This window comes from Maribacter flavus, from assembly GCF_008386635.1.
GTDB classification, from domain to species: Bacteria; Bacteroidota; Bacteroidia; order Flavobacteriales; family Flavobacteriaceae; genus Maribacter; species Maribacter flavus.
In genome coordinates this window covers 2,178,483-2,204,378 of record NZ_VUOE01000001.1, presented here as the reverse complement: position 1 = coordinate 2,204,378, position 25,896 = coordinate 2,178,483, and the positions used below count along the sequence as shown (strand labels likewise).

Here is a 25,896-nt window from a genome sequence, read left to right as displayed (position 1 = left end):
CATATTCAAGACAACTACCATGGGAACATACCAAGTAGAAAAAATTGATAAAGATTCTAGAGCAAGATTCATTAAAAATTTACTGAATGATATTCAGGCATTAAAAATCATGCTTAGAGATGGTATGATTGAAAGTGAGGTTATGCATATTGGTTCAGAACAAGAGTTTTGTTTGGTTGATGAGAACTGGCGTCCTACCCAAGACGCGATAAGAATCCTAAGGGCTATTGACGACTCCCATTTTACGAACGAAATTGCCCGTTATAACCTTGAAATCAACTTGGATCCTGAAGAGTTAAAAGAGAATTGTTTCTCAGTGATGGAAAAAAAACTTACGTTATTACTAAACAAGGCAATGCAGACCGCTAGTAATTATGATAACAAGGTTATATTAACTGGTATACTGCCAACAATTACCACACAAGAACTTTCCATGGAGTTCATGACACCAAACATTCGCTATGAACTCTTAAACAATGCCATAAAATTACTACGTAAAAAAGATTTTGAAATGCACATTCGTGGAGTAGACGAACTTTCCATTCACCATGACTCAGTTTTGTTTGAGGCCTGTAATACCAGTTTTCAAATGCATCTCCAAATTGCTCCAGATGATTTTGTAGCCAGTTATAATTGGGCTCAGGCAATTTCAGGCCCTATACTGGGTATAGCCACCAATTCTCCTCTTTTGATGGGACGCGAACTTTGGAGCGAGACACGCATTGCCTTGTTCCAACAGAGTATAGACACAAGAAGTTCTTCCTATACACTTCAAGACAAACTGGCCAGGGTTACCTTCGGTAATTCATGGGTATCAGGGTCCATCATAGATATTTATAAGGAAGACATCGCCCAGTATGAAGTTATGTTGACCAATAATGTGGAAAAGGATTCTCTCTTAGAATTAAAAAAGGGTAATATTCCAAAATTGAATGCACTCAATTTGCACAATGGCACTATTTATCGCTGGAACCGTCCTTGTTATGGTGCTACTAAAAAGAATGCCCATATCCGGATTGAAAACAGATACCTTTCTTCAGGACCTACAGTTCTTGATGAAATGGCAAATTTTGCGTTTTGGGTAGGACTTATGAAATCCAGACCCGCGGAATTTGACGACATTACCAAAGTCATGGACTTTCAGGATGCTAAGGATAACTTTATTAAGGCGGCCAGAAATGGGGCTGCAAGCATAATGCTATGGAAAGGAACTGAGATACCCATACGAGATTTAGTTATCAAGGAATTACTCCCACTTGCGTATGAAGGATTAAAAAAATGCAATATCAATCCGAATGACATCCATCGTTATTTGGAAGTCATAGAGAAAAGGGCCAAAGGAAATAGTGGTTCAAGATGGAGTGTTCTAAGTTACCGTCAACTCAAAAAGAACATGAAACAAGATGATGCGGTTATTGCTCTAACGGAGGCAATTTATGAAAACCAGCAAACATTAGCCCCTGTTTCAGATTGGCCAATAATTCCTAAAGGATTTAAGGTTCGATCCAGTGCCAGACTGGCAAAACACATAATGTCCACCCAATTGCTCACCGTCAATGAAAACGATATGGCGGATATGGCCACTAGCATTATGAATTGGAAGAATATTCACCATGTTCCAGTATTGAATGACGAGAATGAACTTTGTGGACTCTTGACTTGGAGCCATATGACCGAATATCTAAAAGAGCGGACGGATTTTACCAGCACCAAAGTAGGTGATCTGATGGTAAACGAAGTAATCTCAGTAGCTCCAGAAACCGATTTGGAAACCGTTTACGAGTTACTAGAAAAAAATCATATAGGCTGCGTACCCGTAGTAAACAAAAGCTCCCTTATTGGTATTATTACTTTGAAAGATATGACCGAAATATAAAATGGTAAAGGTTTATAGTAAGGCACTTGTTCAATCCATTGAAATAAATCGAATCCTTGGACGGTTGGAGGGTGATACAGCTGGGCCCACCATAATTTTCACGGCTGGAATTCACGGTAATGAACCATCTGGCGTTTTCGCATTGGTCAAGGTGCTTGATGACATTAAATCAAAAAATATTGTTGTAAGAGGAAAAATATATGCCATTGCTGGCAATCTTTCTGCCCTTCAACAGGGTGTACGATATAACCGAGAAGACCTGAACCGTATGTGGAATGAGGAAAGGGTCGAATGGCTATTAAAAGAAGACAAAATCATTAAAAATGAAGAAGACTACGAACAATACCAACTTTATACAATAATTTCTCAAATTTTAGAAATAGATAACGGACCCTTTTATTTTGTTGATCTCCATACCACTTCAAGCCCAACAAAACCCTTTATTACGGTTAACGACACACTCCTTAATCGGAAATTCACAGAACAATATCCGGTACCTTTACTTTTAGGAATTGAAGAATATCTGGAGGGAACCTTATTAAGTTACATCAATCAACTTGGCTACGTAGCCTTTGGATTTGAATCTGGACAGCATGATGCTCCTTCTTCTATAGAAAATCATATCGCATTCGTATACCTCACATTAATTTATACTGGTGTCATTCTAAAAGTCGGGGTAGATTACGATACCTACTATACTATTCTTAACCGTTCAACTGAAGATTTGAACCATGCATATGAAATTGTACACCATCATAAAATAGGACAAGATGAAGATTTCTACACAAAACCGGGATTTACAAATTTTGAGCAGGTAAAAAAAGGGCAACAAATCGCTACCAGTAATTCGGTACCTGTATTAACACCTTTAAAAGGAAATATCTTCATGCCCTTATACCAGAAAAAGGGCGAAGATGGCTTTTTTATTATAAGGCACATACCTTCTATTTTTCTCTCACTTTCTTCATTGCTTAGAAAATTGCAAGTAGATCGTATGCTGGCAATTTTACCAGGCGTTTCATGGATATCAGACCAGAAAGATGCATTAAGGGTGGATTTAAGGGTAGCGAAATTCTTGGCAAAAAAATTCTTTCATTTAATGGGGTATAGAAGTAGACGCATTAATGAAAATTTCCTAATAGTGAAGAACCGGGAGGCGGTCTCAAAAAACAAAGAGTATAGGAACACGACTTGGTATCGCAACTCATATTAGGCAACTTAAAACCTCATCTTACTTAATTTACTAGTTATTCCAATATGATATAAATCATTAATCAAAAACCACACAATCAGTAACTTGACCCACTAAACCACTAATATACAAGTATTCAATACGATTCCTATTACACAAATCATGTCAATAAAACAGTAAATCAATGGGCTACTATTTTTCTACCGAATTAAAAAACATAACATTTGAGGAAGCAATTTCAAAAACAAAAGAGGCCTTAAAAGAGGAAGGTTTTGGAGTTTTGACTGAAATAGATATGAAAACTACCCTTAAGCAAAAACTGGATGTTGACATCTTAAGTTATAAAATTCTTGGGGCCTGCAATCCATCTATGGCTTACCAGGCGCTTCAGGCAGAAAATAAAATTGGCACCATGCTACCTTGCAATGTAATAGTACAAGAGATTAAGGAAGGTAATATAGAAATTGCGGCCGTAGATCCAGCTGCCTCCATGCAAGCTATTAAAAACGATGACCTTGTTTTGATAGCGAAAAAGGTACGTGCAAAACTTGAACAGGTAATTCAAAATCTGAACAATGTCTGAATTAAGCCCAAACGACAAACATTAGTTGGATAGATACTATTTTTTAATTTCTAGATAATAATAGTCATATTTCTCTTTCAGAAATGAAAATGCTACTTACGTAAAAAGTGATAAGGCCATGAGACCTTTGGGGAGGAAAAGACACTAAAATTCTCATGAATCTATTTTCCATATTTAATCAAAATTGCCATCTGACCGGCATGATGGTTGGTATGGGATACAATTCGCCCAAAAGCCTCCGCTTTTGTCTTTGTGCCGAATTCTTTGGTGGTCACCAGGGTTTCCCAATCCATTTCCTCTTGCTGTTCCACAATAGCTTTTAGGGTATTAAATGAATAATAAACATAGTCATTAAGTTCAGAAAGATTGGTCCATTCACCCGTATCGGTTGAGGCTATTACCGTTTTGGCTATTACCTTAACTCCAGATGCACCAAAAACGTTCTTTGCAAAGAGCAGCTCTACGTCACCAATATGCCTAATAAGAAAACCGACACTATTTACAGAAGGTGGCAGCTTCTTCTTCAAATCTTCCTCTTTGAGTCTTTCAAGTTGATTGGTAAAACGTGTTCTTGCTTCCATCCAAAGTTCCAGGAATAATTGTGTTTTTAATTTCATCTAGTATGCACTAAATATCCCTTATACTTTTGAAGCCCTAAATTAACCATCTGAATAGCGGCCGCACTAGTTATTGTAGCCCCAGAGATACCATCGACATATACACCATCATCCATCCTTTTCTCCATATTTTGTTGAAGGGTAAAGGAATTTTTATCTAAGTCTATTTTTGTTCCTACAAACTGATTTTCAAAAGTACTTTGTGACACTTCCGATCCGTAGCCATATGTTTCCGACTTGTGGTCAAATTCAATCTTTTTGATTTCCAAAGTCTTTATATCAACCAAAACCTTTGCCCATATAGCTCCTCCAAACCCCTTCCCCTTTATTGGTAAAATAGCTGAATTTGTATTTTTAACTTCAAATATGGGCAACACTTCTACAATATTGGATTTTATCAATTCCTTATACAATAGAATACCTTCATTCATGTCAATATCCGTTGTAATTCCTTGGACATCAATTTTTTTAAATGCAATTAATGCGTCCATATCCACGCGACCGGAAAAAGTAGAATCGGCAAAATTCAGTATTTCCTTTTGAACGGGGGATAAACCTTCATTCTTGGGCAAATCTTGTATAGTCTTTTCGCTATCGGGTATAGTAACCTTTGGTTTTTCTTTACAACTAAAAAATAAAATAATAAGCAATACAATAATCCAAAATACTCTCATAATTAAGCTTTTAGGTGTTTAAAAATGGCCATCAATTCTATTATCCTTTTTTTGAGGAAATAATTGCTGTCATAACAAGTCCCAAACCTATTCCAGATAAGATGCATGCAACCATTTACAATGGTGAGGTCTGTAAAAAGGCAAGTCCGACACCCACGCCTACCATGGTCATTCCACCTATTGCTCAAGTACTCCTATCCTCTTTCTTGTTTTTCACGATACATTGGATGAATACTAAGTTTTAGTTGGTCAACATTCCTCCATCGACTATGTGCATACAACCTGTAATCATTTTACTATCCTCAGAGGCTAGGAAAAGGGCTATTTGAGCTATTTCATTTGAATCCACATATCGACCAAAAGGAATCGTAGTTTCAAAACCTTTAAGAACCTCCCCTGGGTTTTCAGGTGAAATATCTTTTTCTATCCTCCTCATCATATCATTGTTTACCGGTCCCGGATGAATGGTATTTACTCTTATTTTGTTTGAGGCGAATTCCAGGGCTGCAACCCTCATTATGCCAATTATAGCATGCTTGGTGGACACATAGGCACCCAACCCAGCAAAACCTTTCAGTCCAGCAACGGAAGATGTAATCATCACACTACCACCAGCCTTCATTTTAGGAATTACATATTTGCAGCCATACCATACCCCTTTTAGGTTTACGTCAATAACACTATCAAAAATATCATCGGGATATTCCGCAATGGGCTTTGAGGTTCCCTCTATACCAGCATTTGCAAAAAAGATATCTATCCTATTATGAACATCCAAAGTGTGTGCAACCATCTTTTCATTATCCTTCGGTTTGGAAACATCCACAACACAATACGACAAATTTCCGTGATTTATTTCCAAACTGGCCTTCTCCAATGCTTCTTTACTAATGTCAGCAATGACCACCATGGCCCCTTGGTCCAGAAACAATTTTGCAGTTGCTATTCCAATACCACCTGCACCACCAGTAATAATGGCTACTTTATCCTTTAATCGACCCATATTTTATTTTCCTTGGAAACTGGTTTAGTTATATTATTAAGAACTTCTTATTTCAATTTTTTAATGCTAGTTTTCGTATTTCCCAACCTTGATTTTTACCATAAATCGCAACAAGATTTTCCGCTAAATATTTTGCCCCAATTGTAGGCACTTGATACCGTTTTTTGGTCATAAGGATATTATGCCGACGTTCAAAATATTCGTCTATTTCACCAGAGGCATCCAGCAACACATCAAAAAACTTAAACTCGTAGATATCAAGTTTGAATTCGTTTTTACCTTTCAATGCCTTATCGAATAAGACGCCAGTGGTATAGCCATTCTTAAAAGGGAATACGTTCAAAAACTGGGGTTCTATGATTGTCTTTCCTTTTGTGTCCATAAATCCATAAACAGCAATACCATCCTCCACATTCTTTGTAATTAAACATCTACCCTCTTGAAACATAGGATAACGCACTCCTGAAATATCGGACTTTGAGGTATCAGCATCATTGTTCCAATAAACATCATTTCTAAAGTCAATTACCAAAGTTCCGTTCTCATCAATGAACCCCCACTTTTCACCTTGCCGAACTGCTGCCAATCCCTCACTAAAAGGGGCTATTTCATCAATACCCTTTAGCTCTTGAGATGGCAATGCTAAAGGCAACATCAACAAAAAAGTCAATAATAATAGTTTCGTTCTCATAATTTCCATTTTAAGATTCGTTTAAAATTAATACTGTTACAAGCACCTGGAAATGACCAAAGTCATTATGCATTAAGGTGAAAACTTCTTTGCTGCTTAAAACATTATATTCGAATAAATCATGCTTTTTAATTCCTTTGGCAAGCTGCCACGTATATCTTCCAATTCACCCAACGATACATATTTTCTTATATAAATAAAGGTGGTATCAACATATCTTTCGGCAGTATCATCGCTATATTCAAAGTCATTGTACTGGGTGGGCCCAACATGAGCGCGAACCAAATCTAAAAATTCGGCCATGTTTTTAATTTTAGGCTTTTTCCTCTTCAAGGACCATCCGTTTACATAGACCGCCTTCAAGAACATAGGCAGTTGTGCAATAAACTGTAAAGATTCTTCAGCCGGAATAATATCTCTGAGCGCATGCATGATGGAAGCGAAAATACGCCCCGCTTTTTCCAGGTCATTGGGCATATTCATCTCCTTGGCATAATCCTTTAGAAAGGTATTGCCTTCTGTAGCGTATTGGTTAAAATTAAGAGCCATGAGAGTATATTTTAAAATGAAACACAAAATTTATAATTAGTGAACGACCCTGAAATGATTTAAATCATTTTTCCAAGAAGGAGGCAACTTTACCTTTGTTTAGGAATCAAAATATGTTTTTATGACTGTAAATATTCAATATATAGACATGCCGGAAAGTGAGTCCTTAAGTGAGATAGTAACTCGAAATCTTAAAAAACTAGCACATAAGTATCAATTCATAATCCGTGGAGATATTTATTTTAAGTTAGGTCAATGTAAAGATGGAAATGATAAAATATGTGAAATACAGCTAAGTGCGCCAGGTCCCCGCATTTTTGCAAAATCCATTGAAGATAATTTTGAAAAGTCCGCAGCAGAAACTATTGGTGATTTAGAGCGTCAGTTAAGAAAACGCAAGGAAAAATTCAATAAACGTAAAAAAGCCATTTAGTTAGTATGAAAAGAATTTTGGTGCCCATAGATTTTTCCGAGACCTCATCTAATGCCTTGGAGATTGCAGCGCAAATCGCAAAAAGGCCACAGGCAGAAATTGTAGTGCTGCATATGCTGGGGCTTTCAGAAGCCGTACTGACTAAAAATGAAATACAGGAATACGAGGAGGCCAGATATTATATGGAACTCGCTAAAAAGCGATTCATACCTTTTTTGGACAAACCCTATTTGAAAAATATTAAGATAAGGGAAATTGTCCAAAACTATAAGATTTTCAAAGAGTTCAACACCTTGGCCCAAGAACAAAAGATTGATCTAATAGTCATGGGGTCACACGGGACTAGTGGAATAAGTGAAGTGTTGGTTGGGTCAAATACCGAGAAGGTAGTGCGTACGTCAAATGTGCCAGTGCTCGTAGTAAAGATGAAAAATCCGGATTTTAAGATAGAAAAAGTGCTTTTTGCTTGTGACTTTTCTGAAGATGTTATATTGGCATTCAAGAATATTCAGGCTTTTACAAATGGTTTTTCCGCTAAATTAAAACTCATTTATATCAACACGCCATATAATGGTTTTAAAAGCACCAATGAAATCGAAGAAAAAATCGCAAAATTCTTTTTTAAGTCCAATAGTGTATCACAAGAAGTGGTAATATATGATGACTACACCGTTGAGCAAGGTTTATTGAACTATTCCAAAAAAGGCAATTTTGATCTACTTGCCATACCTACTCACGGCAGAAAGCCTTTTTTACACTTTTTATTAGGTAGTAGAAGTATAGGTGAGGATGTTGCCAACCATGCGAATTTACCTGTTCTTACCATTAAAATCTAAATTCTGAAATAATTCCGTACAAAGCAAAACTATTCAAGCTATTTCAACAACAAATCAAGCTTAGCCAAAATTATTAGTTCTGATTTGTTTTTTCCCGCAAAAGAATTAGCTACCGCTCTTGCGGTTTTTTTGGCTGTAGACTTTAATTCCTCCGTAAAGGCATGTGGGTGTTCTTTATAAAATTCCTTGAATTCGTCAAAACATTCTTCACTGCTTTTTGTATATTCCATGAGTACATCGAAAACAATTTCTATTTGGTTTGCGGAATCGGTGCCATACCTATCTGTAAAGTCATCTAAAGACAGCCAATCTTCCCTCACAATTTCTTTTAATTTATCCCATTCCTTAACATGAACGCTACCGTCACTAATCGCTACGGCATAAAATAATTTGCCTAAACTTTCATAGAGCTTGTTCATTGTTCTAGCTGTATTTTTCATCCTTTCTCTCTTTTTAATACTTAAATGTATTGCATGGGCCATAGTTAATAAATGATAAAAATCAGTCTAATCTCTTTATATTTGATTTATGCATGTTTTCAAGAAAAACAGTAATATTTTTAACCTACTTTCAGAAGGGGTTTCAGAAGGTGTAATTGTCATAAATGAAGAGCAGACAATTGTAGCGACCAATTCTTCAGCCGAGGAAATGTTCGGATATGGAAAAGAAGAACTCATTGGAAAACCTTTAAAAATTCTAATCCCCAATCGTTTCCATAACCACCACGAAACCCATGTTCAAAATTTTATTGCCAAAGGTGAAAAACGCCAAATGGGTCATGGAAGGGATTTATATGGTGTTTGTAAAAATGGCCACGAGTTTCCTGTTGAGGCAGGTCTAAACCCTTTTGAACTGTATGGAGCTACCTACACCATGGCACTGGTCATTGATATTACGGAACGTAAGAGAATAGAGAAAGAACTTAGCCTTTGGGCACGCATTTTTGATGAAACCCTGAATGAAATTTATGTTTTTGATATTGATAGTCTCAGATTCATCAACGTAAATAAGGAAGCTCAGCGAAATTTAGGATACAACATGCAGGAACTGGCGGAGATGACACCTTTGGACATTAAACCTGACCTTAAACTTTCAGAATTTAGGTCTTTGGCTAAGCCTCTATTGGAAGATGAGATGGGTAAAGTAGATTTTGAGACCAAACATCTAAGAAAGGATGGTACATTATATCCGGTAGAAGTACACCTCCAACTTTCCCTAATGGGGGAGAAGAAAGTCTTTTTTGCAATCATTTTGGATATAACCGAACGCAAAGGTTATACTGAAAAACTTGAAAAAACGGTGGAGAAGCGAACAAGGCAGTTAACAAAAGCCTTGGCCAAGGAAAAAGAACTCAATGAATTAAAAACACGATTCTTATCCCTCGTTTCCCATGAATTCAAAACTCCTTTGAGCAGTATTTTAACATCCATTACTTTGTTGGGAAAATATACTGAAACAGAACAACAGGAAAAACGTGATAAACACGTAAATACTATTAAAAACAAAGTAAAATACCTGAACGCCATTCTAAACGATTTTTTATCTATAGAACGCTTGGAGTCCGGAAAGGTAAATTATAAGAACGAAATCTTTCCTTTGAGTAAAGTAGTGAATGAAGTGATCTATAACGCTAACATGTTACTCAAATCCGGACAGAAAATTCAGTATCCCGATAACATAGATGAAGCTATCGTCTTTTTTGATGAAAAGACATTGGAATTGGCACTTTCTAACTTGGTACATAATGCCATTAAATATTCCCCGGAGGATTCCATTATCGATTTAAAATTGGAAATTGAGGAGGAATTTGTTGTTATCAAAGTCATCGATGAAGGAATTGGAATTCCAAAAGAAGATCAAAAACATATATTTGACCGGTATTTTAGAGCGGAGAATGCCTTGGTTACGCAGGGTACAGGAATCGGTCTGAACATCTCAAAACAGCACCTTGAAAACTTAGGGGCAAGTCTTGAATTCTCCAGTAAGATAAATGTTGGCTCTACCTTTGTTTTGCGAATCCCCAAAAACTTAATCCAAATTAGAAAATGAAACAAATTCTATTAATTGAGGATGATAAGGCGCTTAGAGAGAATACTGAAGAGCTCTTAGAGCTTACGGGTTACTCGGTACTAACTGCTTCAAATGGACAAATAGGTATACAATTCGCAAAGAAAAACCTACCGGACATCATAATTTGCGACATAATGATGCCATTAATAGATGGATATGGTGTTTTGGAGGAATTATCTTCCGATGAAAAAACTAAGCAAATCCCATTTATTTTCCTATCCGCCAAAACAGAGCATAAGGAAATCAGAAAAGGTATGGATCTAGGAGCGGACGATTACCTAACCAAGCCATTTGAAGAAGATGAATTGATTAGTGCCATTGAAAGTAGGTTGGCCAAGGCACAACTTTTAAACCGTATGCTCGATTCAGAAACTACGGAACAAGCGATTTCAAACGATGAAATGCGTACGTTACATGAACTTAAGAACTTTTTTGATGATAATGGCGAGATAGTGGAATTTGATACAGGTGCTATTATTTATAAGGAAGGTTCACGATCAAATAAAATATATCTTATCCTTAAGGGGTTGGTAAAAGGCCATTGTATGGATGCAGACGGTAAGGAACTCACAACATCATTGTATAAAGCAGATGATTTCCTAGGTTTTACCTCTTTTTTAAACAATATCCCTTATCAAGAATCCGCAACGGCTTTGGAGCAAGTAAAGCTTGCCGGTATTTCCAAAGAAAACCTAATGGAGATTCTAGAAAAAAATAAAGATGTATCTATAGAGTTAATGGAGTTGTTTACTGAGAACATTTCCGTAATAAAAGCACAATTACTTCAAATGGCCTACAGCTCTGTACGCAAGAAAACGGCTCAAACTTTATTACAGTTCGCAGAAATCATGCAAACAAAAACTGACAAGCCTATTAAAATTTCCAGAAACGATCTTGCCAGTGTGGCAGGAATAGCTCCGGAAAGTCTAATACGCACCCTTTCCGGTTTTAAAAAGGAGGGACTAATCACTATTGAGGGTCGTAACATCAAAATCTTGGAACTAGAGGCTTTACAATATGTAGATTAGTCTTTATGATTGCAAAATCATAACATTAAATAATCTGACAAATATCATATAGTAGGTTTACTCAATGGTCTATTTTTGTTTAACAGACCAATTTAATGAAGCATATTTTAATACCCACAGACTTCTCCAAAAATTCTTGGAACGCTCTAGAATATGCGATATATTTTTTTAAAAATGAGGATTGTAGCTTTTATATACTGCACGTTGGAGAATTAAGCAAATCAGAAATCAAGAATAATTCCTTCGTATTTCCTCGAAAAACTTCTAGTCCTGTCATACGGAAAAAGTTGAAATCAATCTTCGAAAGAATTGCCGTTGTATCTACAAATGACAAACACCATTTCTTGGCACTTCAAGATTATGGGAATTTTATAGATATTGTGCGTAAGACAGTGGAAACAAAGAAAATAGATCTTATAGTGATGGGTACTAAAGGTGCTTCCGGTATAATGGAAACCATTGTAGGTAGTAATACCGGGGATGTTATTACCAAAGTGCTTTGTAATGTATTGGTCATACCTGAAAACGCTTCATTCATTACACCTCAAAAAATTGCCTTCCCTACAGATTACAATCTGTATTACACCTATCCCATATTAAAAACCATTGCAGAACTATTACGCATTACAAATGCCAATCTCCAGGTTTTTAATGTGGAACAATTTAGTATCCCATTAACTGACCAACAAGAAAAAAATAAAGACTACTTGAAAGATTATTTGGAAGAGACATTGCCTAAATCACATAGTTTTTACAGTGTAAAAAGCAAGGATGTAAAATCCAGCATCCTAAATTTTGTTTCTGATAACCAGATTAATATGTTAACCATGGTCGCCAAGAACCTAAATTTCCTTCAACAAATCCTATTTGACACTACTATCGAAAAACTTAGTTTTCACACCACGATACCAATGTTGGTATTACATGAATAACTAAGACTATTTTGATTACTGCGATAGCATACCGTTAGTTTGATTTCAGTCCTATCTGCAAAGAAGTATTTTTAAAATTATCATTCTTCAAAAGTTATTAATGTAATTAGATTCAAAAAGTTGGTCGTACATCCCCTTAATTCGATTTGACATAAGCACTACAAATACCAACAATAAATGATGGGTTTAAAAGGCAATTCTTTAAACCAACCTTATATATAAAAAGCTACTAGAATTGAACTTGGGCAATGTTTTTCAGTGAAATGGTGCTAGCATTATAAATATAAATCCTAAGGTGATTAAAATAACCCAGGTTGAGCATTACTGCAATATTCATTTAATTTACGCAAGGACCGGAATGTAGCTCTAACTGTCCAAAATCCGATAAGAAAAAATGTAAGTGATTTTATCAAGCTTACGAATTTTCACCGAGTTCTAGGTTCAGTAGTCCCAGTTTATTCAAAATATAAAAATCCCTTTACCGCATGACCTTTGTCATTTGATAACATCTGGACTACAAATACCTTTAAGTAAAAACATTTCGGAAATGAAAAATATACTGATACCAACAGATTTCTCGGAAAACGCTTGGAATGCCATTACTTATGGATTAGAGTTATTCAATAAAACATCTTGTACATTTTATATAGTAAATGTTCACCCAATAGCGGCATACTCTGGTGGGGAGACAGCAATGTACGTTTCTTCTCAAATACTTGAAGATAGTATTTTAAAGGAAAACAAAGAAAAGATGAACCACTTACTCAAAAGAGTGGAACACCTTCCAATAAACACAAGGCATACATTTAAGACTGAGGTTTTTTATGGTTTTCTTACTGATTACATAAAAAAAGAAGTCGTCGATAAAAATATTGACTTGATTATTATGGGAACAAAAGGAGCAACAGGATTGAAGGCCATTGCTATGGGCAGTAATACGGGTGATGTTATTACAAAAGTACCCTGTGCCGTTTTGGCTGTACCTGAAAATGCAAAATACCGTAAACCTAAGGAAATAGGCTTTCCAACAGATTTTCAATTGGGCTATAATTGGAAAGTAATGCAAAATATCAAGGAGCTGATCATAACACATAATTCGGCCTTACGGTTTTTATATGTTTCGACCAATGAAGAAAGATTTAGTGAACAACAACAAAAGAATCGACAATTTTTAGAGGATTATTTTACGGGTATCGAAATCTCTTTCCACACCCTTACAGGAAAAAAATTAGACGAAACCATTCAAAATTTCATTGAATGTCGCAATCTGGATATGATTGTAATGGTGGCCAAGCATTTGAATTTTGTAGAACGAATTCTTTTTAGGCCTACGGTTGAAAAAGTTAGCTACCACACAACAATACCATTTTTAGTGCTTCACGATTAAACATTCAAAAAACTCCATCGTATTTTTTCAGGTATAATGTTGGTAATTCTTAAGTGAAAAAATAAAAACTCATAGTAAACAATATGCTATCATGGACAAAAGAATATTAATTCCTACGGATTTTTCAAAAAATGCATTAAACGCCGCTAGATATGCACTTGACCTTTATGCGAAATTGAATTGTGAATTCTACTTTCTAAACGTTTTCAGCTTGGACGGCTATACGACCAAATCACTATATTTTCCTGAACCTGATAGCGCGGAATATAGGATTGCCCAAGCAAAATCCCATGATTCCTTTCTAAAACTCTTGGATATGTTGAAGCTACATAATGACAACCCCAAACATGCCTTTCATACAATTTCCACCTATAATTATCTTTCTGAAGCGATAAAGCGTACAATTGCTGAAAAAGACATTGATTTAATAGTAATGGGTACCCAAGGAGCTTCTGGCACAAAGGGGGTTATTTTTGGAAGCAATACCGTAAAAGCAATGGAAAAGATTAGAGAATGCCCGGTTATGGCCATACCCAAAAACGTAAAGTTTTCTATCCCAAAAGAAATTGTTTTTCCAACAAATTTTAAAGCCACTTTTAAGAGACGGAAACTTAGCTACCTTATTGAGATTGCAAAAATGTTTGAATCAACAGTAAGAGTGTTATATGTAAGTAAAAAACATGATTTAACTGAACTACAAGAAATCAATAAGCAATTGTTGCAAGATATTATGGAACCAATAAAGTATAACTTTCATAACCTAACTGAAAATGACGTATCAGAAGGCATAACTTCATTTGTTGAAAGTAGAAATAGCGATATGATCGCATTTATAAATCACAAGCACTTTTTCTTCAATAGTGTTTTCTCCAAACCATTGGTGAAGGAAATTGGTTATAAAGCCATAGTACCAATCTTGGCCCTGCACTGAAATCAAAATTCCTTTTCAAAAAGTGAGTTGAGTCTATATTGAATACTGTAAACAAATTTGAAATACCCACCAGCAAAGCAAAGAAACTGTTGCCTTGGTGCAATTAAGTATTTTAAGAGCGACAAAATAAATTTCATCCTAGCCCTTAACAACTAAAATTCCAATTAATCTTTTCGCAATCTAAAATAAACCAATAATTACATTTAAATTATGGTCGATTTTGACACCATGTTTAATTTATAAAAACGTCCCTACCAAAACAAACCTTAAATGAAAACTATTTCCATTATCAAAAAAAGCATATTTCACATTCTATTTGTCTCCCTTTTTACAACAGCCCTGAATGCTCAAAATTCATCTAATACATACCAGGATTTGATCGCTTTTTTTAAGGAGTGGAGAGCCTTTGAAAATCCACCTTTACGAGATGGCGCACCGGATTACACCCAGGAAACCTTTGACAAAAGATGGCCGGCATTCCAAACCCTACATAAAAAGTTGCAGGAGATGGATACCACAGGTTGGTCCATACCCGATCAGGTAGATTGGCGTATCGTAAACGCAGAGATGAACGGCTACGACTTTAACCATCGCATCCTAAAACCCTGGCAGCGCGACCCTGCATTTTATGCGACCGTCTGGACGGCACGAAGCGATGTTCCCGCACACGAAGGGCCAACGCATCACGCCATCATAGATCTTTGGACCTATAATTTTCCGTTGGATAAGGAACAACGCACCAAATTATTGGCGCAGCTAACGGTCATTCCGCCCTTGAACGAACAGGCCAAACTGAACCTGACCGGGAATGCCAAGGACCTTTGGATTGCCGGAATTCGCGATATTATAACCCAGAGCAAAAATCTGGAAGATATGAAGGTGCTCCCCGGAATATCAAAGGACCGAAAAATAGTAAAGGCCATAGAAGAAGCCATTGCTTCTACGAATAATTTAGCAAGTTGGTTGGAGGCTGAGGCATCCAACAAAACCGGGCCATCCGGTATTGGGAAGGAAAATTATACCTGGTACCTACAAAACGTTCATTTGGTGCCTTTGACCTGGGAAGATGAAGTCATGATCTTAAAACGGGAACTTTCCCGAGCGTGGTCCGCCTTAAAACTCGAGGAGCATCGCAATAGAAACCTACCGCAATTGACCGATGCCAATTCCCCCGAGGAATACGACCGCCGCGCCAAAGCCGCCGCCAAAAGTCTCCTGGATTTTCTGGACAAAAACGAAATGGTCACGGTTAAGGATTATTTTGAACCTGCATTAAATGCACATCTTGGCGGTTTTGTACCCCGGGAAACACGCAACTTTTTTTGGATTACAGCGCACTATGACCAACGTCCCCTCTACTCCCATTTTTACCATTGGTTCGAGCTGGCGCGTATGGATACTGAACCGCATGCCAGTGAAATCAGGCGAACGCCCCTCTTGTACAATATTTTCGACTCCCGTAACGAAGGTACGGCCACGGCCGTAGAGGAGATGTTCATGGATGCGGGACTGTATGACGATTCCCCTCGCTCTAGGGAAATCGTTTATATTATGATAGCCCAACGAGCCGCAAGAGGACTTGGTTCCCTGTATGCCCATGCCAATATGATGACCATGGAAGAGGCCGGGGGCATTCATTCTGAATATACCCCACGCGGCTGGATGAAGACCGAAAAGGAATTGTTGCTTTTTGAACAGCATCTCTACCTGCGGCAACCTGGCTATGGCACCAGCTACATTACCGGAAAATATTTGTTGGAAAATACCATGGCCGAGTATGCAAGAATGAAGGAAGCAAATAACGAGCCTTTTGGAATGCGCGCCTTCTTTGACGAATTGAATTCGGTGGGAAGTATTCCCATTTCCTTAGGCCGATGGCAAATGACCGGTGTAGAAAATTACTTAGGGCAAGAATAGCGATAACTGTAAATTTCCTATCGTAATGTTCAATGCCAAACCAAAGAAACTGGCCCGCCAAATGGGACTATTGGCCCTCACGGCCACGGGTGTATGTTCCATGTTAGGTGCTTCCATCAACGTGGTGCCCTTTATGATCCAACGAAATGTTCCCGGTATTGGGCCCTACGTTTTACCAGCCTTTGCCTTTGCTGCCATACCCGCATTGTTTGCCGCTTTGGCATATGGAATTTTGGGTTCGGCCATGCCTCGGGCCGGTGGCAGCTACATTTACGCCAGCAGGGGTCTTAACCCTTATCTAGGTTTTATTGCCAGTTTTTCACAGTGGTTCGGACTTTCCATTGTCATTGGTGTTATAGCCTATGTAACCGTTCCCTTCATCAGGGATGTCACCCTGGCCTTGGGTTGGGAAGGAGTCTCACAAAGTTTGGAAGTAGGATGGATCAGGGTGACCATCGCATTAAGCCTAATTTGGGCTTTTGTGGCTATCAACATTCAAGGTATTAAAAGTTACGAGCGTATTGTTTTGCCCATGATGTTCCTCATGTTTGGGCTGGGAGGTATCGTCATTGTTGCCGGGTTGATATACGATACCTCTGATTTCCTTTTGGCGCTTAAAAACAGGACCGGAATCACTTTTCAACCCACCCGGCACACCGATTTTGACTGGCGCATCTTCTTATCGGCCGCAGCCCTATTGTTCTCCAGTTTTATAGGGTTCGACTCCATTGCGCAGGCAGGCGGTGAGGCCAAAAACCCGACAAAATCACTACCCACGGCCATTCTACTGGCCATTTTTGGCGTGGGGTTGTTTTACTTTTTGTTCGCCGCATCGGTATACCACATCGTTCCGTGGAGCTATGTGGCCCAGGAAGCCATGAGTAAGGACATTTCCGCGCCGGGCCTTTTAAGTTATGTATTGCCCTCTGGTCTGGGAATCGCCATTTTGGCCGGAGCGGCCATTGCCTTGATCAATGACCTGCCGGCAATGCTTTTGTCCGTCTCCAGATTGATGTTCGCATGGGCGAAGGACGGTATTTTTCCCAAGGCCGTTTCCAAAATACACCCTAAAAAGCAAACCCCGCACGTTGCCCTTTGGGCGGCAGGTGGCATGGCCAGCATCGGGGTGTTGGGCTCCCATTTTGCGGGCGATTTCTTTTTGGGCATCGATATCATGGTCACTTCCATGATGGTGAATTTTTTATTGATGTGCATTACTTTGGTTTCCATCGGAAAACTAAATCCTGAAATCGCAAAGCGAATTGGTGTCCTGAAAAATAGAACGATGCAGCTTCTCATAGGCTGGATGGGTATTGGATCGTTATCGGCCTTTTTGATCATCCATACCTATAAGGATATGATGGCGGAGACCAAAGCTTGGTATTTTCACTCCACCCCCATTTGGGGCATCGTCATGGGCGTGGCAAGTGCTATCTTTGTCTATAATTGGGTCCGACTGAAAAAAAATGAACCCCTTTTGAAAGAACGATTTTTACAACTTCCCGAAGAATAAAACATGCAAAAAACGATAGCGTTAGCGGATGGTCTGGAAATTTCACGTGTAGTGACCGGACTTTGGCAAATTGCCGATATGGAACGGCACGGAACTACCTTGGATCCCGTGGAAACGGCTAAATACATGCAACCGTATCTGGATGCCGGACTGACTTCCTTTGATATGGCCGACCATTACGGCTCCAGCGAAATCATTGCAGGTACTTTTAAAAACAACCTTACAGATAAAAACGCTGTTCAACTTTTTACCAAATGGGTACCCAAACCGGGGAAGATTACCCGAGCGGCTGTCCGTGAAGCGGTCAATACGGCCCTGGAAAGGATGCAGCAGACTTCCATTGACCTCATGCAATTTCATGCATGGTACTATCCAGATCCCAGTTGGTTGGACGGGTTGATCTATTTGAAGAAACTAAAGGACGAAGGGCTCATAAAACATTTGGGCGTTACCAATTTTGATGCGGCCCATTTGCGCATTGCCCTGGCCAGCGGTATTCCCATTGTGTGCAATCAGGTGTGCCATTCCTTGATAGACCAACGTGCCCGAGGAAACATGTCCGCGGTCTGTACCCAATACAATGTAAAATTATTGGCCTTTGGTACATTGGCGGGCGGATTTCTGACCGATGCCTGGTTAGGCAAACCCGAGCCCAAACAGGAGGAGTTGAACACTTGGTCACAGATGAAGTACAAGCGCTTCATCGATTCCGCCGGGGGGTGGGAACCTTACCAGTACGTGTTGAAAACCGTACGCACGGTAGCGGACAAACACAAGGTCTCCATTGCCAATATCGCTACGAGGTACATCCTTGAAAATCCAGCCGTGGCCGCCGTCATCGTTGGAGCGCGTTTGGGTAAAAGTGAACACATACAGGACAACCGAAGCATGTTGGACATCACCTTGGATCCTTCCGACATGGAAAACATCAAAAATGCGTTGGAGGAATTAAAAATGATTCCGGGTGACTGTGGGGACGAGTACCGAAAGCCTCCCTTCTTGACCGCATCAGGCGACCTCAGCGACCACTTGGAAACCATTCCAAAAGCGTTTACGCCGATAAAAACCGGACACAATCGCGAACAGATTTTTAGCGGTACGGAATGGGAGGATTACGCCGGATACTGCAGGGCCGTAAAAGTGGATAACAGAATCCATGTTTCTGGGACGACCGCCACCCATGGAAATCTATTGATTGGCGGGAACGATCCAGCGGCTCAGACCCATTTCATCATCGATAAAATTGAAGGAGCTATTACCTCTTTTGGAGGTTCGTTGAACGATGTAATCCGTACCCGAATTTTTGTGAACGAGTTATCCGATTGGGAAGCTGTGGCCCGCGCGCATGGAGAGCGGTTTAAAGACATCAATCCGGCAAATACCTTGGTGGAGGCCAAATTGGTGGGCAAAGGCTATATGGTGGAAATTGAGGCTGAAGCGGTATTAGGGTAAATCCTTCACACATTTTCATAGGAGAAAAACCGCCTTTAATAAACCAAATGTCAGTTCGAGTGGCGTCCTGGAAGAGACGTTGTATCGAGAACCTTTTTGTGTCCCAAAGCTTCTCGATACGTTTTCAACTTCACTACCGTTCGTTTGAAAACACTCGAAGTGACAGAGCGGTTAATTGAATTTTTTCTTGGCAAGGTTCGGCAAGTCGTCGAATTGCCCCAAGATTAAAGCCTTCTTTTTGGCTTTGGACCATTTTTTAATCTGTTTTTCAGTCTGGATTGCCATTGCGGCTTCCGTAAATTCACAAAAATACGCTAGCTTAACGGGTAGTCTTGAAGATGTGTAGCTATCCTTATATTTTCCGCTTTTATGGGATTCCAATCGTTTTTCCAAATCGGATGTAATTCCCGTGTAACAAGTTCCATCGGAACACTCAAGAATGTAAACAACGTATATTTTCATTTAAATAAAGTACGAATTATTACCAGGAAATCCGCCATAAAAAACCGATTGTCAGTTCGAGTGGCGTCCTGGAAGAGACGCTGTATCGAGAACCCTTCGGCTTCGCTCAGGGCAGGCTCCTTGTTTACTCAAGTGCTTCTCGATACAAATTTTCTCGTTCCTTGAAAATTCACTCGAAGAGACAGCAAGGCGATAAAAATTATTACGAGGAAATCCGCCATAAAAAACCCGTTGTCAGTTCGAGTGGCGTCCTGGAAGAGACGTTGTATCAAGAACCCTTCGGCTTCGCTCAGGGCAGGCTCCTTTTTGGCCCGATTGCTTCTCGATACAAATTTTCTCGTACCTCGAAAATTCACTCGAAGTGACAGAAAGTTTATAGTTACTCTTTTTCCATATCCAAATTAAAACCTGAATTTTTAATATCGCTTTCAAAAGAGGACCATTCTTTTTGCATAAATCGGTCTACCTGGGTCGAAAAATCAGAAATCAACCCCTTCGCCTGCTCTAGGGTCTCCCAATGCTGTTTGGATGGTTCCGTGGTCTGGGCGGCAGCAATCTGTAGGACTTCCCTAATTTTTGAATAGGCCGATGTTTCAAAGGATTGCCAAGCCCCCACCTGACGTTCCGGTCTTGGGGTCTGCCCTTTTGCTTTTAAGGCTTTTAAATCCGTATTCATTCGGTCGATTTTTCGTTGTAAGGAAGCGTTCGATTTCCCCGATGCATCTGAGACTAGCTTAAGTAGCTTTTCCACCTTTTTCTGCTTTTCATTAATGGATGTAAGTTTCCATGAAATCCGTTTTACCTGCTCATCGGCCCCTTTTCTATACTTGTACAACTGGCGGTCTACTTCCTCGTCCAAATCGAAACGTGGATCAGAGATTACCCTTACTTTTGTAGTATCGGATACATTTCCATACTTCAAGACGATGGTATAGTCTCCCGGCAGCACGGGGATATCCCTGGAAAAATCGTCCGTCCAGGAACCTGGTAGGGAACTTGACTTTTCGTCCAATTTCCAGAGCACGTAATTCAATCCAACTTTGAAATCTTTGGTTTCCACCGAATTGATGTTATTGCCTTGATGATCAAAAATATCGGCCTTAATGATTTCACCCTGCTTGGGTACTTCCGAAAGGTAAAAGGGGATTTCGGTTTTTTGAAAGACCTTGTTCTCGCCCTCAAAAGTGGTGTGGAACCCGGTCCAGATATTTCCCGGCGGATTTATAAAGAGTCCTTTAACCTGTACCGCATCGTTCATGGGCAGGGCGGTCAGTCCGTCCTTCAATCGGTTTGCCGCGATTTCGCGTAAGGACAACAAATCGTCCAGCACCCAAATGGCCCTTCCAAAAGTTCCTACGATCAAAGCGGATTCCGTTTCCTGAATTTTTAAATCCATCGTAGATACGGAAGGAAAACCATTTTTGAACTGCGACCAGGTTTGGCCTTCATCGGCACTGATCCAAAGTCCGTGCTCCGTCCCCAGAAAAACCAGATTGGGTTCTACGGGATCTTGGATAACGGTGAGGGCATACCCACGTACCGTTTTACCGTTTACCATTCGCTGCCATGTCTTACCAAAGTCATCGGTCTTAAAAAGATAAGGCGCATAATCGCCCTTTCTATAATTGTTCACCACCATCCAAGCGGTTCCTTTGTTATAGGTCGATGCCTGAATCTGTGCAATCCACCCTTCTTCTGGCAAATCGGTTACATTGGAAGTGAGATTGGTCCATGTCTTTCCACCGTCCGTGGTCAATTGCACCTGACCGTCATCCGTACCTGCCCAAATCAACTTCTCGTCTAGTTGGCTAGGCGCTATGGTGAGGATGGAACTATAACGTTCCGCCCCGGAAATATCCAGCGTAAGACCGCCATAATCCCCTTTTTGGTATGCCGGATTATTGGTGGACAGGTCCGGTGAGACAACCTTCCAAGTGGACCCTTTGTCCGGAGTAAAATGCACGAACTGGGAACCGTAGTAGGCCGCATTGGGGTTGAACGGGTCCCGTGCAAAACCAGCGTTCCAATTAAAGCGCAGCTCAGTTTTTAGATCGGGGGCGGGCGGTTGAATGCTTACGTAATAGCCTGTCAATTTATCGTACCGATACAAATTTCCATTTTGTGAGGAACCGTAGCCAAAACGGGAGTTGTCCAAATCGGGTGAAATGTCAAAACCATCACCACCCACCAAATACTGCCAATAGAGCGTACGGATGCCCCCGCGTTTCCAGGTATATGCAGGGCCGGACCAATTGCCATTGTCCTGCATGCCGCCATACACATTATACGGGCGGTCATTATCCACACCTACATGATAGAACTGCGCCACAGGAATGGTCTCTGGAAAATACCAGCTTTTTCCATGGTCATGCGTAATGCCCAAACCACCATCGCCCCCAATAATAAAATGCTTTGCATCCTTGGGATTGACCCAAAAGGCATGAAAATCTGCATGGATACCCTTGGTCTCATCGGCGGGAATCATGGGGATGGTATCGAAAGTTGCTGCCCCATCATAACTGACGGATAAGGGCTGATATATATTATAGACCCGATCGGCATCCTCCGTATCCACCGCCAAGTCCTGAAAGTAAAAAGGTCGGTTGTTAGCAAATTTGGGCGTATCATTGATGATTTCCCAATGTGTTCCTGCGTCGTCGCTTCGGTAAATGGCATTTTTTTTCGCCTCTATCTTGGCATACATCCTATTGGGGTTGGAAGGGGCAATCGCCAGCCCGATTCGGCCCAAATCGCCAGAAGGCAGGCCTGCATCGGCACCCAATTTCCTCCAGTTTTTTCCTGCGTCCTCGCTCACAAAAAGTCCGGAGCCTTCCCCTCCCGATGTAAAATAATACGGGGTACGTTCGTGCTCGTACAAGGCCACGAACAATTTCTTGGGATTCCTTTGGTCCATGACCATATCCGCAACGCCCGATTTTTCATTGGTAAATAGAATTTTCTCCCAATGGGCACCGCCATCGACGGTTTTGTAAAGTCCCCTATTTGGGTTGTCCGTAAAAGGATCGCCCATGGCACCCACATAGACAATATCTGGATCAGTAGGGTCGATAACAATTCTGTGGATAGTCCTGGTAGCTTCCAGTCCCAAATGCTTCCAACTTTTTCCTCCGTCCTCGCTTTTGAAAATTCCCATGCCCAAGTTCATGGAATTTCTAGGATTTCCTTCGCCGGTACCTACCCAAATCACATTGGGATTGCTTTGCTGTATGGCCAAAGCTCCAATATTCTGTGTGGGCTGGTCATCAAAAACTGGACTCCATGCAGAACCACCATTCTCGGATTTCCATACCCCACCGGAGGCAGCACCTATATACATGATATTTGGATTTTCGGTTACCACATCTATGGCCGTTATCCTGCCACTCATATTTGCAGGCCCCACGTTCCTAATTTTTAGGTTCTGTAGTTTTGAAAAATCGATTTGTTGGGCAAAGCACGTAACTATAAAAAAAGTAGAAAAAAGAAGCGTAAAAAGTGATTTGTTGGCCATTGGAATTATTGAGTTAAAAGTCAAAAATAAACCATCTGAAACAATTCGGATCTAAATTACTTACCCCTAAAATAGAATTTCAGTTTTAACTAAAGTAGACCTTCGTGTTCCAAGGTTTCCCTTAACTTCGACTGATTTTCCCAAAAACGGTCTTTTATTTTTTGAATGGTCTCAGCGTACTTTGGATGGGTCTTAAGGGGTTCAATGAGCGGATCTTCTTCCAAAAACAATAATATCCAATATTGAAAGTGGTCTTGAGTGGCGAAATTCTTAAGTTCGTCAATAGCTTCGTCAATTCTTCCGTCATAAGAATATTTCATAGCGATACTGGCACTTTTATACATGGATACATCTTGTTCGCAATAAATGGCATAGGCATTATAAAACTCCCTTGCCTTTTCTTCCTTTCCCACCTTGGAATACGTTAAACTAATCTTCAGGTCTTCTTGTGGGTATATTTTTAGATTATTTTGATTTCTAGCTTCAACAAAGGCTTTATAATAAGTGTAAGCACCTTCATAATCCCTTTGAAAATAATGGAGCTTTGCCACTTCCTGTAGAATATCCAGACGGGTACTATCCTTTTCCAGTTCCTTTATCAAGCTTTTTTTGGTTTGCTCCATATCACCATTTTCGGCATACTTAATATAAGCCTTCAAGTAAGGGGCATAAGCGTTCTTTGGATCAAATTCAAGGGACTTGTCTATATATTTTGAAGCTTCTTTTATGAATCCTGTTTGTGCAAGTGCATTACTTAGTGTTAGGTAAATATAACTTTTGGCAACAGAGTCATTGGCAGCGATATCCAGTTGGATACCTATGAGGGCATATTTTAAATATTTGGCAGTATCCGGTATATAGCTGTTGTATAAAGTAGACAAAACCTGAACCACATCAGCCGAATTGGGATTATATTCCAACGCCTTTTCCAGATGGGGAACAGCTAACCTATATTCATCCGTATGCACATAATATAGAGCCTTGGCAATAAGGCTAACATCGTTTTTAGCATCGTATAAAAGGGCTTTATCCGCATAATTGTTGATGAGCTCTGTGTAGTTTTTCTGCCTTCGATTGATATCCAGAAAATAATAGGAGATGGCCAAATTGGCGTAGGCCAATGCAAAGGTTGGGTCATGTTCAACTGCCTTTTCAAACAAGGGAATGGCCTCCTCCAGACCTTCTTTGGTTTTTAAATAGTAAGGGTCTAATGCTCTCAAGTAATACTCGTAAGCCTCAAGGTTATCTGTGGGTTTCTTTTCAATTTGGGCCAACTCTGCGGGCGTTACCACGGCTTTGATAGCATCTGCGATCCGTTTGGCTACATCATTCTGTAGGCTAAAAATATCCACCACTTCTTGATTGTACTGTTCAGACCATATAGGGGTATCCGTTGTTGCATCTATCAATTGTATATGAAGCAAAATCGTATTTCCAACTCTTTGGCCACTACCCTCTACCAAATAGTTCACATTAAGTTCCTGGGCAATCTCCTGCACATTTTTTTGGGTTCTTCTATATTTTTCGACGGAAGTCCTGCTAATAACCTTTAAATCCTCAATTTTTTGAAGATTGTTCAAGGCAGATTCCATAAGCCCATTTACAAAATAAAGGTTGGTAGAATCACTACTCTCATTTTTAAATGGAAGCACAGCAATGGATTTCTCCAATATCACCGATTGATTTGGCTCTTTTTTGGAAATAAAAAAATAAGCGGCCATGATTAGCAAAACTCCAACAATGGCAACAACCGGCCAAAAATAACGCCGTTGTTTGTCGTTGACCTGTTGTGGGGGCAAAGACAACTCCATCTCCTTATGTATTTCCCCTGGAGAAAAACCATATTCTTCCCTAAAGCATTTTATAAAGTATGAGGGACTTCCAAAACCTATTTGATAAGAAACCTCGGATACCGTAGAATCGGTTTCCTTTAACAAATTCACGGCCTCTTCCAATCTAATTTTACGTATAAACTGACTTGCAGATAATTGGGTTTCCTTTTTTATTTTCCGAAGCAAATTGGACCTGCTCATGTGCACGGCATCCGCCAGTTCGGATACCCCAAATTGTTCATTAGATAGGTTTTTGAAAATAATGTCCCTTGCTTCTTCTAAAAAGGTTGACCTGTTCACAGATTGGATACAATACTTGTTTTTACTGCCCCTAAATTAGAAAAAATGTAGAGAACCAAGGTATTTCGTTGAATCGCCTATCATCACAGGCCAAACACCATATTGCA

General features: G+C 39.7%; 22 protein-coding genes. 13 read left to right on the top strand and 9 right to left on the bottom strand.

The window, feature by feature from the left end; all coding sequences use genetic code 11:
* Positions 1–19: 19 nt before the first annotated feature.
* From F0361_RS09500 to F0361_RS09490, 3 genes are all read left to right on the top strand, one after another.
* Positions 20–1,876: a CBS domain-containing protein gene (locus F0361_RS09500; RefSeq protein ID WP_154918250.1), complete on the top strand. Its 1,857-nt coding sequence runs from the start codon at positions 20–22 to the stop codon at positions 1,874–1,876.
* A gap of 1 nt (position 1,877) precedes the next feature.
* Entirely contained in the window at positions 1,878–3,089 is a 1,212-nt protein-coding gene (locus tag F0361_RS09495) for a succinylglutamate desuccinylase/aspartoacylase family protein (protein WP_154918248.1), read from the top strand.
* Between the two features lie 163 nt (positions 3,090–3,252).
* Positions 3,253–3,651, top strand: coding sequence for a DUF302 domain-containing protein (locus F0361_RS09490; RefSeq protein WP_154918246.1), 399 nt, complete (start codon positions 3,253–3,255; stop codon positions 3,649–3,651).
* Positions 3,652–3,812: 161 nt separating this feature from the next.
* On the opposite strand, the gene F0361_RS09485 is transcribed toward F0361_RS09490, so the two are convergent.
* The 5 genes from F0361_RS09485 to F0361_RS09465 all read right to left on the bottom strand — a co-directional run bounded on the left by F0361_RS09485 (position 3,813) and on the right by F0361_RS09465 (position 7,185).
* The gene (locus tag F0361_RS09485) at positions 3,813–4,268 is read right to left on the bottom strand and encodes a DinB family protein (protein WP_154918244.1); all 456 of its coding nucleotides are present in this window, start codon (positions 4,266–4,268) and stop codon (positions 3,813–3,815) included.
* Entirely contained in the window at positions 4,265–4,942 is a 678-nt protein-coding gene (locus tag F0361_RS09480) for an FMN-binding protein (protein ID WP_154918242.1), read from the bottom strand. Before F0361_RS09480 ends, F0361_RS09485 begins: the two co-directional genes overlap by 4 nt.
* Before the next feature lie 241 nt (positions 4,943–5,183).
* Entirely contained in the window at positions 5,184–5,945 is a 762-nt protein-coding gene (locus F0361_RS09475; protein ID WP_154918241.1) for an SDR family NAD(P)-dependent oxidoreductase, read from the bottom strand.
* A gap of 52 nt (positions 5,946–5,997) precedes the next feature.
* Positions 5,998–6,636 (bottom strand): WG repeat-containing protein, encoded by a 639-nt coding sequence (locus F0361_RS09470; RefSeq protein WP_154918239.1) that lies wholly within the window; start codon positions 6,634–6,636, stop codon positions 5,998–6,000.
* Positions 6,637–6,732: 96 nt separating this feature from the next.
* The gene (locus F0361_RS09465) at positions 6,733–7,185 is read right to left on the bottom strand and encodes a DUF2267 domain-containing protein (RefSeq protein ID WP_154918237.1); all 453 of its coding nucleotides are present in this window, start codon (positions 7,183–7,185) and stop codon (positions 6,733–6,735) included.
* 121 nt (positions 7,186–7,306) lie between these two features.
* Here F0361_RS09465 and F0361_RS09460 point away from each other — a divergent pair, with 121 nt between their 5' ends.
* Together F0361_RS09460 and F0361_RS09455 are read left to right on the top strand one after the other, a co-directional pair.
* The gene (locus F0361_RS09460; RefSeq protein WP_154918235.1) at positions 7,307–7,618 is read left to right on the top strand and encodes an HPF/RaiA family ribosome-associated protein; all 312 of its coding nucleotides are present in this window, start codon (positions 7,307–7,309) and stop codon (positions 7,616–7,618) included.
* Between the two features lie 5 nt (positions 7,619–7,623).
* Complete coding sequence (locus F0361_RS09455) at positions 7,624–8,454, top strand: universal stress protein (RefSeq protein ID WP_154918233.1); 831 nt, start codon at positions 7,624–7,626, stop codon at positions 8,452–8,454.
* A 38-nt stretch (positions 8,455–8,492) separates the two neighbouring features.
* On the opposite strand, the gene F0361_RS09450 is transcribed toward F0361_RS09455, so the two are convergent.
* Positions 8,493–8,894 (bottom strand): hypothetical protein, encoded by a 402-nt coding sequence (locus F0361_RS09450; protein ID WP_154918231.1) that lies wholly within the window; start codon positions 8,892–8,894, stop codon positions 8,493–8,495.
* A gap of 88 nt (positions 8,895–8,982) precedes the next feature.
* On the opposite strand from F0361_RS09450, the gene F0361_RS09445 reads away from it, so the two are divergent.
* The 8 genes from F0361_RS09445 to F0361_RS09410 all read left to right on the top strand — a co-directional run bounded on the left by F0361_RS09445 (position 8,983) and on the right by F0361_RS09410 (position 19,684).
* Positions 8,983–10,503 (top strand): sensor histidine kinase, encoded by a 1,521-nt coding sequence (locus F0361_RS09445; protein WP_154918229.1) that lies wholly within the window; start codon positions 8,983–8,985, stop codon positions 10,501–10,503.
* Positions 10,500–11,552, top strand: coding sequence for a response regulator (locus tag F0361_RS09440; RefSeq protein ID WP_154918227.1), 1,053 nt, complete (start codon positions 10,500–10,502; stop codon positions 11,550–11,552). The genes F0361_RS09445 and F0361_RS09440 overlap by 4 nt, the downstream gene beginning before the upstream one ends.
* Positions 11,553–11,647: 95 nt before the next feature.
* The gene (locus F0361_RS09435; RefSeq protein WP_154918225.1) at positions 11,648–12,484 is read left to right on the top strand and encodes a universal stress protein; all 837 of its coding nucleotides are present in this window, start codon (positions 11,648–11,650) and stop codon (positions 12,482–12,484) included.
* A 547-nt stretch (positions 12,485–13,031) separates the two neighbouring features.
* A complete protein-coding gene (locus tag F0361_RS09430; RefSeq protein WP_154918223.1) occupies positions 13,032–13,871 on the top strand; it encodes a universal stress protein in 840 nt (279 codons plus the stop codon).
* Positions 13,872–13,962: 91 nt separating this feature from the next.
* Positions 13,963–14,802, top strand: a complete 840-nt coding sequence (locus tag F0361_RS09425) for a universal stress protein (protein WP_154918221.1) — start codon at positions 13,963–13,965, stop codon at positions 14,800–14,802.
* 270 nt (positions 14,803–15,072) lie between these two features.
* Positions 15,073–16,719 (top strand): hypothetical protein, encoded by a 1,647-nt coding sequence (locus F0361_RS09420; protein WP_154918219.1) that lies wholly within the window; start codon positions 15,073–15,075, stop codon positions 16,717–16,719.
* Between the two features lie 25 nt (positions 16,720–16,744).
* A complete protein-coding gene (locus F0361_RS09415; RefSeq protein WP_154918217.1) occupies positions 16,745–18,232 on the top strand; it encodes an APC family permease in 1,488 nt (495 codons plus the stop codon).
* A gap of 3 nt (positions 18,233–18,235) precedes the next feature.
* The gene (locus F0361_RS09410; protein ID WP_154918216.1) at positions 18,236–19,684 is read left to right on the top strand and encodes an aldo/keto reductase; all 1,449 of its coding nucleotides are present in this window, start codon (positions 18,236–18,238) and stop codon (positions 19,682–19,684) included.
* A 171-nt stretch (positions 19,685–19,855) separates the two neighbouring features.
* Here the strand turns inward: F0361_RS09410 and F0361_RS09405 are convergent, their stop codons facing one another.
* From F0361_RS09405 to F0361_RS09395, 3 genes are all read right to left on the bottom strand, one after another.
* A complete protein-coding gene (locus tag F0361_RS09405) occupies positions 19,856–20,146 on the bottom strand; it encodes a GIY-YIG nuclease family protein (protein WP_154918215.1) in 291 nt (96 codons plus the stop codon).
* 379 nt (positions 20,147–20,525) lie between these two features.
* Positions 20,526–23,657 (bottom strand): WD40/YVTN/BNR-like repeat-containing protein, encoded by a 3,132-nt coding sequence (locus tag F0361_RS09400; RefSeq protein ID WP_154918213.1) that lies wholly within the window; start codon positions 23,655–23,657, stop codon positions 20,526–20,528.
* Between the two features lie 89 nt (positions 23,658–23,746).
* On the bottom strand, positions 23,747–25,789 hold the full coding sequence (locus F0361_RS09395) for a helix-turn-helix domain-containing protein (RefSeq protein WP_246160849.1): 2,043 nt from the start codon (positions 25,787–25,789) through the stop codon (positions 23,747–23,749).
* Positions 25,790–25,896: the final 107 nt, after the last annotated feature.